Origin of the sequence: Litoribacter populi, from assembly GCF_007483685.1 — a bacterium.
GTDB classification, from domain to species: Bacteria; Bacteroidota; Bacteroidia; order Cytophagales; family Cyclobacteriaceae; genus Litoribacter; species Litoribacter populi.
The window spans coordinates 215785-229250 of sequence record NZ_VMKN01000002.1; the positions used below are offsets into that span (position 1 = coordinate 215785).

Below are 13466 nucleotides of genomic sequence, written 5' to 3' on the forward strand. Positions count from 1 at the left end.
CCCCCCTTTTTCGTTCATTATTAAGAAATTGAACCTCACTATTTACTTTTCTGAAGCTGGCGAACAAGTTTGTCCGTCACGTTTTTCAACATTGGCACATAGTGCTCACCATTTTCTTCCGCAAATGCATCAGGCCCCGGGATGCCCACTTTCATACCCACCTTGTGGTCTTGACCATTGGAACCTTCGGTCTTGAAATAGACATCTACCCAATTGATCTCATGAGTAAACCTCAATAGCTTGTCAATGGAAGACCGGACCTCTTGTTGCACAGCGTCACCTATTTCCAAATTGACCGCCTGGACATCTATTTTAATGCCTTTGTAATTTTCAGTGTAGTTCATAAATGTTATTTTTTTGATTATAAGTGCTGTTTTTTAAAAACCTTTATAGGCAGGGTTTTTGTTTAAATATATATCATTCTAATGAATCTTTTTAGATCACTTTAACCAAGTAAACCTAAAATTTTCCACCCTTATGAAAATATTTCACAACAACCATTTCGAAAATCTTGCCAAAACCAGCGGGGAGTGCGTGGTTTCAATCTATATTCCTACCAGCCAAAAAAGTACAGATAGCTATCAGGCTGATAAAACGCATTTTAAAAACCAACTTGCCGCAACGGAGAATGATCTGAAGAACATCTGCAAGATGGAGGAAGAGGATATAGCAAAATTTCTCAAACCAGGCTACGAGCTGTTAGAAGATTATGATTTCTGGAAATTCAATTCCGATATGCTGGCCTATTATATAATTGATGGAAAAGCGGAGTTTTTCCGATTGCCAATTAACATTGAAAAGGGGATGAATTTTGTCGGCAAAAGGCCATTCCTATTGCCCATAATTCCCGAACTGACCGGAGATGGGCGTTTCTATATACTTCTTCTAAACCTGGACAGAATCAGGTTATTTGAAGCCACCCGAAACACCATAAATGAGGTAGAGCTGGACCCTGAAGAAGTGGCCGTTTCCTTTACTGCTGAAGAGGAGGAAGATGAAAACCAAGAAAGTTTGCAAGGTCAAGGTGGCGTTGGAAAGGCGGGAGCCATGTTTCATGGCCATGCTAAAGGCTCTGACGAAGATAAGAAAGTAACCATCCTGAATTATTTCCACCGTATGACTAACATGCTGGAACCAATATTGAACCAGCATCCTCTTCCATTATATCTTGCGGGTGTTGATTATCTGATTCCTCTTTTCCGACAGGCTTCTAAATACAATAATTTGATGGATGGACATGTTGCAGGTGCACAATTCAACGTTAAGAATGCCGACCATCGTGAGCTCCATCAAAAAGCCTGGACTATTGCCGAACCTCATTTTGAGAAGGAAAGAAAGAGCCGAAAAGAAGATTTCGGTTTCAAATCCTCCAAAAACTTAGCATTGTCCAATGATTATGCGAAATTGATCAAAGCTTCCATCACCGGCGGAGTGGACACCTTGTTGGTCAGCAAAAAGCATAAGCACTTATGGGGAACTTATGATGAGGAAAATTACAAGCTTAGCTTTGATGATGACCCTAATGGGAATAATCATTGTCTTATCGATCTAGCGGCGGTAAAAGTGAAAGAAAATGGCGGTAAGGTATACTTTGTAGAACCTGAAAATATGCCAGACTCTGCCTTGATAGCAGGCACTTTAAGGTACGAATTATAAAAAAAGGAGCGGAGATTTATTCTCCGCTCCTTTTTTATTTTTTTTCATTATTAAGCTGTTGACTTTCATAGGTATAACCGATTTTTTTATTGAAATTTGTAAAGAAATCATTTTTAAATCCTTAAACCTATGAAGAAGATATTTAGAATATTCGCTTTTGTAATTTCTGGGTTGTTAATTATTTTGATTGCTGTGGTAGCTTATATTTCCATAGCCCTTCCCAGAGTGGATGCTGCCCCCGATTTGGCCGTAGACCTGAATGCAGAACAAGTAGAAAAGGGCAGGTATTTGGCCACACATGTGATGATGTGTGTGGACTGTCATAGCCAAAGGGACTTCAGTATCTTCAGCGCGCCTCCCATACAAGGAACAGAACTGGCCGGCGGGGAGGTATTTGATCACGCCATTGGCTTACCAGGAGTTTTTATTTCACCAAACATCACTCCAGCAGGAATCAGCGATTGGACCGATGGAGAGCTTTTCAGGTTGATTACCACAGGGGTGAAAAAAGATGGAGATCCCATTTTCCCCATAATGCCTTATCACAATTTTGGCAGAATGGACGAAGATGACATAAAAGCTGTCATTGCCTACATCCGATCTGTACCACCCGTGGAGACCAATCACCCGAAGTCAAAAGCTGATTTCCCCATGAATCTCATCATGCGAACCATGCCTAAAAGGCCTGCTTTTGAAAAGAAACCTCAACCAGACGATGTGCTTGAATATGGTCGCTACATGGTCAATGCAGCAGCTTGTAATGAATGTCATACTGATTTTAGGGACGGTAAGTTTGTAGGTGAATTCCTAGCAGGTGGCAGAGAAATGCAGTTCCCAGATGGTGCGACCGTACGCTCCGCCAATTTAACACCCCACGAAACCGGCTTAAAAAACTGGACGCAGGAAGAGTTTATTCAAAAATTTAAAAGTTATTCCGCTCCCTCGGTAACATTGGCAAAAGTCTCTCCCGGAGAATTTCAAACCATTATGCCATGGTCCATGTATGCTGAAATGAGCGAGGAGGATTTGGGGGCAATTTACACCTACTTACAGTCGCTCCCTCCAGTTGAAAACAAAGTGGAGCGATTTACACCGGCTCCTTAAAAAGATGTCGGCCTCACATATGAGAGACCGACATCTTTCTTATTCTGCCAATTCATAAAGCTTTTTAGAATGCGGCACTCCTGAAATCATCCAGTCTGGGGCATCCTTATCCATTAGATAGTGATCGAAATATGCTTTCATCCTAACCTGAAAATCCTTTTGATTCGCCTCATTAGTAAGGTGATGTCCTTCCTCTGGGTATGAAAGAAAAATAACTTCCTTGCCCATCCTACGAGCAGCATTAAAGAGTTCTAGTCCCTGAGACCAATCTACCGCTCCATCTTTGGTTCCATGCAAAATCAAGAATGGAGTATTAATATTTTGAATGTGAAACATTGGATTTTCTCGCTGGTAATCCTCCCTATGGGTCCAGGGAGTTACACCTCTACCCATTCTCACTTGCCCAATTTCCATAATCCCGTGATGGACTGTTCCCGAACTACCGTATATATTATTGTAAAAGCTTTCAAGATTCGTCGGTGGAGCTCCGGTCACGATACATTTAAACATATCCGTCTGAGTTAAAATAAATGAAGTCTGGTACCCACTCCAACTGTGCCCCTGCAGCCCTATTTTCTCCTTGTCTGCATAGCCTAGCTCAATTAGTTTGTTAGCTGCTGAAGTAATCCCGTCAAGGGCACTGGTACCAGGACGACCCTCTTCATAGACATTGTCTGGCATGAAAACCATGTAGCCATTACTGGCATAAGTGGACATATGGGGTCTATCATCATATACTGGCATAGAATACTGGTGATGACGATCGGACATTTTTTCGTAAAAATATATGATAGTAGGATAGCTTTTTCCTTCCTCATAATTTGCTGGTAGAGTAAGGGTACCCTGAAGTTTATCCCCCCTTCCATTTTCAAAGTCAACTAATTTTCTTTTGCCCCAGGCATATTCACTATGTTGTGGATTGGCTTCAGTGATCCGTTGAGGTTTGCCAAAATTCAGGTCAGCTATATAGTAATCCGGAAATTCGGTAAAGGTCTGCTTGGTGAACACAAGCTTATCTGCCCCTTTAGCCTTCTGGGTAGAACCAAACATTGCATCTTCATACATTAATTCTTTAGGTTGCTGGCCTTGCTTCAAGATATAAAAACCGCTTTTCTTTGTCCATTCCCCATATGCGGTTAAAATGACAGGCTCTTTCAAATCAACCCATTTTTCCTCATTATCCAAATTGGCAATACGGAATCTAATTTCTTTCTCTGAGCCTACCTTAGTAAGGTTCTCGGCAGAGGATCCGTCCACTGCCAAAAGCCAAAGATCATAATCATGATTCACGATAACATGCTGCCCATCCTTGGTCCATCCAGCCACCCCATAAGGAGGATTTTCGTGTGGATAGGGATGGTCCATATTCATAAAGTTTACCTCTGCCTTTTCGGAAACATTAATCTTTCTGTCATTTTCCAAATCATAAACTATCAGGGCTGAATCCTTCTGATAAATATAAAATTTCCCATCAGGTGACACTTCCAAGGGACGGTTCACCTCGCTATCGATCATTTTTTCCTCTGCAGAAGAAACTTCAATCCTATATAGATCCGAAGGTGACACACCCCAATTGATATCACTCACATAAGGCTTTTCGTCTCTTTTGATTAGGTAGCGGTTGTGGTTGCTCATCACCAGAGATTGGTCTGGGTGATCGGTAAGCTGGGTAAAGGCTCCGCTCTCAAAATCAAAGAGTCCCGTTTCGGTATTTCTTCTATTGCGTTCTGCTCTCACCATTTGCACTGATTGAATCCTGTCATCTTTGTGATGCCACACGTCTACATTGGGGATAGTATCCTTGCTTATTTTCACTTTCACATCCTGAGATTTCAGCCCAACCCAGACTCCCTTTCCATTTTCCTTGAAATATATTCGAGAAAGATCACTAATTACCATTTCTCCCAAGACATTGTTATCTTTTTTCAATGGATGATTTTTAGGCGACTGGTCTAAATCCGTAAATACCATCAAATCATAGGCTGTATGGACAAGAGAATCATCAGCCACACCTTTCAGAAAAGCCAACGTTCTACCTTTTGACTCCCACTCACTTCTTTCTGCTCGATGGTCATCCCATATAAGATGCTTGAAATTGCTTTTTTCCGAATCCAAAACCTTAGTAGACCTGCTATTCAAATCTAACAAAAACACGCCGTTTCCAATTTTATCTTCAGCAGAAACCGTATAGGCAAGCATATCTGAATGCTTGTTAAAAGAAAATTCCTCTACATTTCCCAAAGTCATGACATTGCCTGATTCCAAATCATGAATGACAAGATCAGCGCCTTTATGGGAGTTTTTGTTACCCTCGGGCTTAGATCTATGGACTGCCCAATATTTGCCATTTTCGGAAAACTCCATCTTTTCTGCTTTGCTTACCTCATAGGCTTTCTCCTGGTCCAAAGTTTTAAGATGAGCAGTTTTAATCACGGGTTTCTTTTCCTTCTTCAGTTCTTCGGCATTTTTCTTTCCCGGCTGGGTAAAATAAGCCACGTGTTTAGAAGTGGATGCAAATAAGGGATTGGATCCGTTTTCGATTCTTTCCAACTTTTCAGTGGATAAGTTTTTCAAATGGAGAGTGTCATCACCGCCATTTGGACGAAGCGAATAGGCAAACCAATTGCCATCATCAGCCAGGGTGGGCTGCACTATTCTTGACCAGCGTTTGTAATCCTCAAGTTGTAGGGTTTTCTGCTGGGAAAACCCCTGAAAGGATATGGCAGTAAACAAAAGGAGTAAACAAATTTTTTTCATGGGAACGATTATTAGTCTTTCCCTAAGCTCCCCAAAGTTTTACTATCAAAAAATCTTTTTTACATCTGTGGTTTAATTTCTTTCTCAAGTAAACCTCATTATAAATCTATTATAATGAGCATAATCTTTATAAAAAAAAATAAAACCCACAAAAAAAACCTTCTTCCCGAAGGAAAAAGGCTTCTTAAAATGAAATCTCTGTAAGAATTAAGCCTCTGCAGGCACTACGCTTACATATGATTTACCGTCAAATTTCTTTCTGAACTGTACTTTGCCATCAACAGTTGCGAAAAGCGTGTGATCTTTTCCTAGACCAACGTTCTCACCTGGATGATGCTTAGTACCTCTTTGTCTTACGATGATGTTACCAGCAATAACTGCCTCGCCGCCAAATTTCTTAACGCCAAGTCTCTTACTATGGGATTCTCTACCGTTTTTGGAACTACCGACACCTTTCTTGTGAGCCATAACTTTTAATGTTTTGGATTATAACTACGCTATAATCTTATAGTGAAATATTTTCAATAAGTATTTTGGTGTAATCTTGTCTGTGACCGTTTTTCTTCTTGTAACCTTTTCTCCTCTTCTTCTTGAAGACGATTACTTTGTCACCCTTCACATGTCCAAGAATTTTTCCTGATACCTTGGCGCCTCCTAATAGTGGAGCGCCGATTGATACTGTGCCATTGTCGTCTGCCAACAAGACCTGATCAAATTCAACGGAAGCGTCAACATCACCCTGCATTTTTGGTGCATAGATGTATTGATCTTTAGTTACTTTAAACTGCTTTCCTGCTATGTTAACTATTGCGTACATAATGTTGATATAAAAGACTTTTTATCAAATTGAGGTGCAAATATAAGGAAGAAATACTTTTAATAAAAATACCTTCTTATATTTTATCGCTCACCTACTCCCTAAAACGTACCTATATAAATATAGCTATATTTAATTGGTGATTTTGCATTATAATTGGTGATTTTACACAATCCCCCTTATTCCCTAATTTCCAAATGGTATTCACAAATAAATATCATTTTAATTCGAGCCAATTCTTGCATAAATCAGAACCTTGATATTCAGGCATTTTGGTAAAAGTTTCCAACTAAAGCACTATATATCAACGCCTCAACAGATATTATTATGACCAATAGTTTTCTTGACCAAAAGTCAATCATTGGTTCAAAAAACCAGCTGGAAACTTTTTTTAACTTTTTTAAAAATTCTTCACAGGGCCCAAATGAGGCGAAAACATGAAAGCTACAATTGAAGTAAACCCTTATATATGTATTGATTTCCTGGTATTTACATAGATTTTGACTAGAGGTCAATAAAGCTGCGTCTCTACTTTTTGTCCTTTTTAATTTTAAAATATGTTTTTCATATTTGCTTAACACAGTTCAGGAAGGCTCTCCGGTAATAGAACACATGGAAGAAAAATTTTCACCAACAAAATGTTGGTTTCCTGTCCGAAGCTCAAACGAAAATCTAATTAAAAATGCAAAGACCAGAACCCATATTAGAACAAGGCGACAGTAGCAGATTTGTCCTTTTCCCAATCCAGCACGACGATATTTGGGATTATTACAAAAAGGCAGAAGCCAGTTTTTGGACCGCTGAAGAGATTGATTTAGGCCAAGATGTAAAGGATTGGAAAAACCTGTCTGATGGCGAAAGACACTTTATCTCTCACGTTTTGGCATTTTTCGCTGCCAGTGATGGCATAGTTAACGAAAACCTTGCTGAGCATTTTGTGGCCGAAGTGCAATATACAGAAGCCAAATTTTTCTATGGTTTCCAGATTGCCATGGAAAACATACATTCTGAAACCTACAGCTTACTCATTGACACCTATATCAAAGATGCGAAAGAACGTGACAGACTACTCAACGCCATCGAACATATTGATTGCGTAAAGAAAAAAGCTGACTGGGCTTTGAGATGGATTGATAATGGAAGCTTCCAAGAAAGACTTATTGCATTTGCTGCTGTTGAAGGAATTTTCTTTTCCGGATCGTTTTGCTCGATATTCTGGTTGAAGAAAAGAGGCCTAATGCCAGGCCTTACGTTCTCAAATGAACTTATTTCCAGAGACGAGGGTCTTCACTGTGATTTTGCCTGCCACCTTTATACCGAACATGTAGTCAACCAGCTCCCTAAGGACACGGTTACCATGATCATCAAAGATGCGGTAGAGATTGAAAAAGAATTTGTGACCGACGCATTACCGGTTAGATTGATAGGTATGAATTCCGACCTAATGTGCCAGTATATCGAATTTGTAGCCGATCGACTATTGGTGGAACTTGGATGCAACAAGGTATGGAATAGCACCAACCCATTTGATTTCATGGACATGATCAGTCTTCAAGGTAAAACCAACTTCTTTGAGAAAAGAGTAGGTGACTACCAAAAGGCTGGTGTGATGAAATCAAAAGACAACCCTGAGTCCAGCAGTAAATTCTCCATTGAAGAAGATTTTTAAGCATATTTTTTCCATAAACCATTAAAGTTAAGTAAGCACATGTTAGTAATAAAAAGAGACGGAAGAAGAGAATCGGTTAGATTCGACAAGATCACTACTAGGATTGAAAACCTTTGCTATGAATTGGACGGAAGATATATCCAACCAATCGAGGTTGCAAAAAAAGTTATTGATGGTCTGTATGACGGGGTGACCACTAGCGAGCTTGATAGCCTGGCCGCTGAGGTATGTGCATCATTGACGATTAAGCATCCAGATTATGCAATTCTGGCTGCTAGGATTGCCATTTCCAACTTGCACAAAACCACCAGTCAGTCTTTTTCAAACACCATGAAAAGACTCTACACCTACATCAATCCTAAGACAGGGGAAAATGCCGCTCTTATTGCCCCAGACGTATACGGGGTGATCAAAAAATATGCTGCTAGACTAGATGAAGCCATCGAGTATAGAAGAGACTTCGACTATGACTTTTTTGGTTACAAAACTTTGGAAAAAAGCTACTTGATCAAACTTGACGGCAAAGTAGTGGAAAGACCTCAGCACATGTTGATGAGAGTTGCTGTGGGTATCCACAAAGAGGATATTGACTCGGCTATCGAGACTTACCACTTGCTTTCCCAAAAATGGTTTACTCATGCCACCCCTACCCTGTTTAATGCAGGTACGCCAAAGCCGCAGCTTTCCAGCTGTTTTTTACTAACCATGCAAGATGACAGTATAGACGGAATTTATGACACATTGAAGCAGTGTGCGAAAATCTCTCAGTCAGCAGGTGGAATTGGACTTTCCATCCATAATGTCAGAGCTAAAGGAAGTTACATCAGAGGAACGAACGGAGTTTCAAACGGTATTGTACCTATGTTGAGAAACTTTGATATGACCGCAAGGTATGTGGACCAAGGTGGTGGAAAAAGAAAAGGTAGTTTTGCAATCTATCTGGAACCTTGGCACGCTGACATTAAGGATTTCCTCGAATTGAAGAAAAACCACGGTAAAGAGGAAATGAGAGCGCGTGACCTTTTCTACGCCTTGTGGATCTCAGATCTTTTCATGAAAAGAGTGGAAGCCAATGAAGACTGGTCTTTGTTCTGCCCTCATGAGGCACCGGGACTATCTGACTGCTTCGGTGACGAATTTGAAAAGCTATATACCAAATACGAGCGTGAAGGTAGAGCAAGAGAGGTAATCAAGGCCCAAGACCTCTGGTTTGAAGTTTTGGAATCGCAAATTGAGACCGGAACTCCTTACATGCTTTACAAGGATTCTGCAAACAGAAAATCCAACCAGAAGAATCTGGGTACTATCAAGTCCTCAAACCTTTGTACTGAAATCATGGAATATACCGCTCCGGATGAAGTAGCGGTTTGTAACTTAGCATCTATAGCCCTTCCCAAATTTATCAAGGAAGACAGTAATGGCAAGCGCTATTTTGACCATGACAAATTGTATCGTATCACCAAAGTAGCCACCAAAAACCTGAACAAGGTGATTGATGTCAACTACTACCCCGTAAAGGAGGCTGAAAAGTCCAATTTCCGTCATAGACCAATTGGGCTGGGCGTACAGGGATTAGCTGATGCCTTTATCATGTTGAGAATGCCTTTTGATTCTGAAGAGGCAAAAGGTTTGAATGAGGACATCTTTGAAACTATCTATTATGCCGCAATGGAAACTTCCATGGAATTGGCAAAAGTGGAGGGGACATATGAAACCTATGCAGGATCTCCAGTTTCTAAAGGCGAATTCCAATTTGACCTTTGGGGTGTAAAACCAAGATCAGGTAGATGGAATTGGGATGGATTGAAGGAACAAGTAAGTAAGTATGGAGTTAGAAATTCCCTGCTAGTAGCACCTATGCCAACGGCTTCCACTTCACAAATCCTTGGAAATAACGAATGTTTTGAGCCCTATACCTCAAATATTTACACCCGTAGGACACTATCCGGAGAATTCATCGTTGTAAATAAGCATTTGATGAAAGATCTGATTAGAATTGGACTCTGGAATGAAAATATGAAAAACAGGCTCATCGCAGCCAACGGTTCTGTTCAGGGCATCCCGGAAATCCCTCAAAATATCAAAGACATCTATAAAACGGTGTGGGAAATTTCTCAAAAAATCATCATTGACATGGCTGCCGACAGAGGCGCCTACATCTGCCAGTCACAAAGTATGAATGTGTTCCTTCAGGAGCCAAACTTTGGAAAATTGACTTCCATGCATTTCTATGCTTGGAAAAAAGGACTCAAGACAGGCATGTATTATCTAAGATCAAAAGCTGCTGCTTCTGCCATCCAGTTTACCGTGGACAAATCCCAACTGGCAGGCAAACCGGCCCCAGTCGAGACAGACAGCACAAAAAATACGAAGCAAGAGGCCATTGCCTGCTCTCTGGACAATCCAGATGATTGTGAAATGTGCGGAAGCTAAATCTTGAAAATAAGTGTAGTGGTTAAATGTGGGAAAGAGCGCCGATCAGTATCGGCGCTTTTTTTATGTTCAATTATTCCTTCCTCACTCATATCGATCTTTTTAGTATCCGAAAGAAAAAATAAACCTTTCATTAGTAAAATCAATTGTGTAAATAACAGCATTAACGATTATATAATGAGAGTAGCCTGGATCTTTATCCTTTTAATAATAAGTAGCGGTGTTGCAAATGCGCAAGCATTCAATCAAGAGCAGCGCATCTTTCATCCCTTCAAGGTGGATGTCGGAATAAACTTGACTTTTCCTACCGATCCCAACTTAACTATAGGTGGTGGAGCATTTGCCGAGGCGAGATACGGCATCGATGACCAATGGCATGTTGGACTTAATTTGGGCAGCAACATCTTGGGAGAGGGTCAATTTATCCTTAACAACAGAGACGCAACTATCACCGCTCAGGCTATCGGAAATATCTCCCTTACTGGTGAATATCATTTCAACACCACCAATACCCGGCCATTTCTTGGATTAGCAGCTGGAATGTACCGCCGAAGCGATTTTGAGATCACAGATCCCGACAATGGAAACACTATTACTAATCAAGGCTCTATTGTCAACTTTGGATTTGCCCCTAGAGCAGGACTCATGGCAGGGAAATTCAGAATGATGGTGGCCTATAACTTCACTGGAAGGCAAATAACTAACTTTATCAGCTTAGGGTTGGGCATGCAAATTGGAGGTAACCCCTATATAAATAGATAACTAAATGGATAAACAATTATTCCAGAAACTGAAGCTGTTGACAGCTGAGCAGAAGCCCTTATTCGGAATTATGACACCCCAGCACATGTTGGAGCATCTGATTCTAACATTGAAGCTCTCTCAGGGAAAAATTCAAGTCCCTACAATCAAGCCTTCCCCTGAGGCTCTGGCTATTAAGCATAATATCATTGTGGAAAATGAGGACATTCCAAAAGGTATAAAAGCCCCCGGAACGAATGGTAGTTTATTACCTTTACGCTTCAATAGTTTGGAGGAAGCCAAGGCTGAGCTATTAAAAGCTTGGCAGCAGTTTGAGCTTTATTATTTTCAACATACGGAAGCTACAAATGTGCACCCCTTCTTTGGTGAATTAAATTATGAGGAGTGGAAAAGTTTTCATGCCAAGCATTTTCAGCATCACTTTTCTCAATTCGGGATTGACTACAGGCACTGATTATTCTTCGATAGTCTCGTTGGATTGGGTTTGCTTTTCGTAAAGATCAGCGTAGACACCCTTTTTAACCAAGAGTTGCTCATGGGAACCCTTTTCCACCATATACCCATCATCCAAAACAATAATCTTATCAGCAAGCTTAGCTGAAGACACCCTATGAGAGATAATAATGGAGGTCCTATCCTCCATTATATTTTTCAGAGCGTTCAAAATTGCATTTTCTGTTTTGGTATCTACAGCTGATAAACAGTCATCCAATAAAAGTATTTTCGGTTCTTTGGCAATTGCCCTTGCAATCGATACCCGCTGTTTCTGCCCACCAGAAAGCGTTATACCTCTTTCTCCAAGCCTGGTTTGAAACCCATTTGGAAAGTCCATAATATTTTCATAAACGTCGGCATCTTTGGCTGCTTTATAGACTTTTTCGTCAGCAAGTCCATCGGTCCCGAATCCTATATTATTTTGGATTGTATCGCTAAATAGAAAAACATCTTGAGGCACAAATCCTATCTGTTTTCTAAGCGATTCGATTTTATAGCTTTTAATATTCTTTCCATCCACTAAGACTTCACCCTCGCTGGTGTCATACATCCGCATAAGAATGTTAGCAATGGTAGACTTCCCAGAACCGGTGGTTCCGATAATAGCTAAAGACTCTCCTGCCTCCACCTCAAAGCTCAAATTTTTCAATGCCTGAATACCCGAATCTGGATACACAAATGAAACATTCCGAACAGATATACTGCCTTTTATTTCCTCTTCGAGTTCTTCAGTACTTATGATATGATTTTTTTCATCCAGAAACTCATTGATTCTAGTTTGAGAAGCAGCCGCCCTTTGTACTATACTTGTTACCCAGCCAAGGGAAGTTACCGGCCAGGTTAACATATTAACATATAATATGAATTCGGCGATTACTCCATACCCTATTGCGCCATTGATAACTTCAATACCGCCAACATAGACTGTAATAATCGTACTGATTCCAATCAAGGCAAGAATTAATGGATAAAAAAGGGACTGAACTAACGTAAGCCTAATAGACTTGTCTTTGTAATGTTCACTCGCTTTTTCAAATTCATTAGCACTATCTGTTTCTCTCACAAAAGCCTTGATAACCCGGATTCCGGAAAATGCCTCCTGGACAAAAGTGCTTAAGTTGGAAAGGCTTCGTTGTATTTTTTCAGACCTTTCATTAATAAGGTTATTGACAAAATAAATACTGAGGGATAATACAGGAAGTGGTAAAAGGGAAAAAAGCGTCAATCTTACATTCACGGAAAGCATATACCCGATCACCAGAGGAAACAACACCAACAAATTAATACCGTACATAATCGCAGGTCCAAGGTACATCCTCACTCTGCTCACATCCTCTGTGATTCGCGCCATTAGATCGCCTGTACTGTTTCTTCGGTAGAAGCTTAATGGAAGGTTTTGATAATGCCTAAATATTTCATTTTTGAGATCAAATTCTATATACCTCGACATGGCGATAATGGTCTGACGTACAAGGAATAAGAACAAGCCTCTGAGCAGAGCCATTACCAGAATTAAAAACCCGAAAATGAAAATAAATTTTAAAAATCCACTCCGTGCAACGGACTCAATTTCCGCCCCATCATAGAACTGATAGAAACTGAAGCTTTCCACCACATAATCAATAGCAACCCTAACCAGTTGCGCTGGAATGATTACAAAAATATTGGATATGATGGTAAAGACGATACCAAGCAAAAGGTATCCTTTATACTTAAATAGGTATTTATTTAATCTCCAGAGGGGCTTCACAAAATAAAAACTTTTTATTGACT

Annotated in this window: 11 protein-coding genes; 6 read left to right on the forward strand and 5 right to left on the reverse strand. The window is 40.3% G+C overall.

Going from position 1 to position 13466, the window contains the following annotated elements; all coding sequences use genetic code 11:
• Nucleotides 1-38 precede the first annotated feature (38 nt).
• Complete coding sequence (gene hpf, locus FPL27_RS16740; protein WP_143962377.1) at nucleotides 39-344, reverse strand: ribosome hibernation-promoting factor, HPF/YfiA family; 306 nt, start codon at nucleotides 342-344, stop codon at nucleotides 39-41.
• A 133-nt stretch (nucleotides 345-477) separates the two neighbouring features.
• On the opposite strand from hpf, the gene FPL27_RS16745 reads away from it, so the two are divergent.
• Together FPL27_RS16745 and FPL27_RS16750 are read left to right on the forward strand one after the other, a co-directional pair.
• Nucleotides 478-1656 (forward strand): baeRF7 domain-containing protein, encoded by a 1179-nt coding sequence (locus FPL27_RS16745; protein ID WP_143962378.1) that lies wholly within the window; start codon nucleotides 478-480, stop codon nucleotides 1654-1656.
• Between the two features lie 129 nt (nucleotides 1657-1785).
• The gene (locus FPL27_RS16750) at nucleotides 1786-2760 is read left to right on the forward strand and encodes a c-type cytochrome (protein ID WP_143962379.1); all 975 of its coding nucleotides are present in this window, start codon (nucleotides 1786-1788) and stop codon (nucleotides 2758-2760) included.
• A gap of 39 nt (nucleotides 2761-2799) precedes the next feature.
• Here FPL27_RS16750 and FPL27_RS16755 read toward each other — a convergent pair whose 3' ends face one another.
• The 3 genes from FPL27_RS16755 to rplU form a co-directional block, all read right to left on the reverse strand.
• A complete protein-coding gene (locus FPL27_RS16755) occupies nucleotides 2800-5517 on the reverse strand; it encodes a S9 family peptidase (RefSeq protein ID WP_143962380.1) in 2718 nt (905 codons plus the stop codon).
• Nucleotides 5518-5724: 207 nt separating this feature from the next.
• The gene (gene rpmA / locus FPL27_RS16760; protein WP_143962381.1) at nucleotides 5725-5985 is read right to left on the reverse strand and encodes a 50S ribosomal protein L27; all 261 of its coding nucleotides are present in this window, start codon (nucleotides 5983-5985) and stop codon (nucleotides 5725-5727) included.
• A 37-nt stretch (nucleotides 5986-6022) separates the two neighbouring features.
• Entirely contained in the window at nucleotides 6023-6334 is a 312-nt protein-coding gene (gene rplU / locus FPL27_RS16765; RefSeq protein WP_143962382.1) for a 50S ribosomal protein L21, read from the reverse strand.
• A gap of 682 nt (nucleotides 6335-7016) precedes the next feature.
• Here rplU and FPL27_RS16770 point away from each other — a divergent pair.
• The 4 genes from FPL27_RS16770 (at nucleotide 7017) to FPL27_RS16785 (ending at nucleotide 11652) form a co-directional block, all read left to right on the forward strand.
• Nucleotides 7017-8003 (forward strand): ribonucleotide-diphosphate reductase subunit beta, encoded by a 987-nt coding sequence (locus FPL27_RS16770; RefSeq protein ID WP_143962383.1) that lies wholly within the window; start codon nucleotides 7017-7019, stop codon nucleotides 8001-8003.
• Between the two features lie 39 nt (nucleotides 8004-8042).
• Entirely contained in the window at nucleotides 8043-10436 is a 2394-nt protein-coding gene (locus FPL27_RS16775) for a ribonucleoside-diphosphate reductase subunit alpha (protein ID WP_143962384.1), read from the forward strand.
• Nucleotides 10437-10613: 177 nt separating this feature from the next.
• Nucleotides 10614-11198, forward strand: a complete 585-nt coding sequence (locus tag FPL27_RS16780; protein ID WP_143962385.1) for an outer membrane beta-barrel protein — start codon at nucleotides 10614-10616, stop codon at nucleotides 11196-11198.
• 4 nt (nucleotides 11199-11202) lie between these two features.
• The gene (locus tag FPL27_RS16785) at nucleotides 11203-11652 is read left to right on the forward strand and encodes a DUF1569 domain-containing protein (RefSeq protein ID WP_143962386.1); all 450 of its coding nucleotides are present in this window, start codon (nucleotides 11203-11205) and stop codon (nucleotides 11650-11652) included.
• On the opposite strand, the gene FPL27_RS16790 is transcribed toward FPL27_RS16785, so the two are convergent.
• Nucleotides 11653-13443, reverse strand: coding sequence for an ABC transporter ATP-binding protein (locus FPL27_RS16790; protein ID WP_143962387.1), 1791 nt, complete (start codon nucleotides 13441-13443; stop codon nucleotides 11653-11655).
• Nucleotides 13444-13466: the final 23 nt, after the last annotated feature.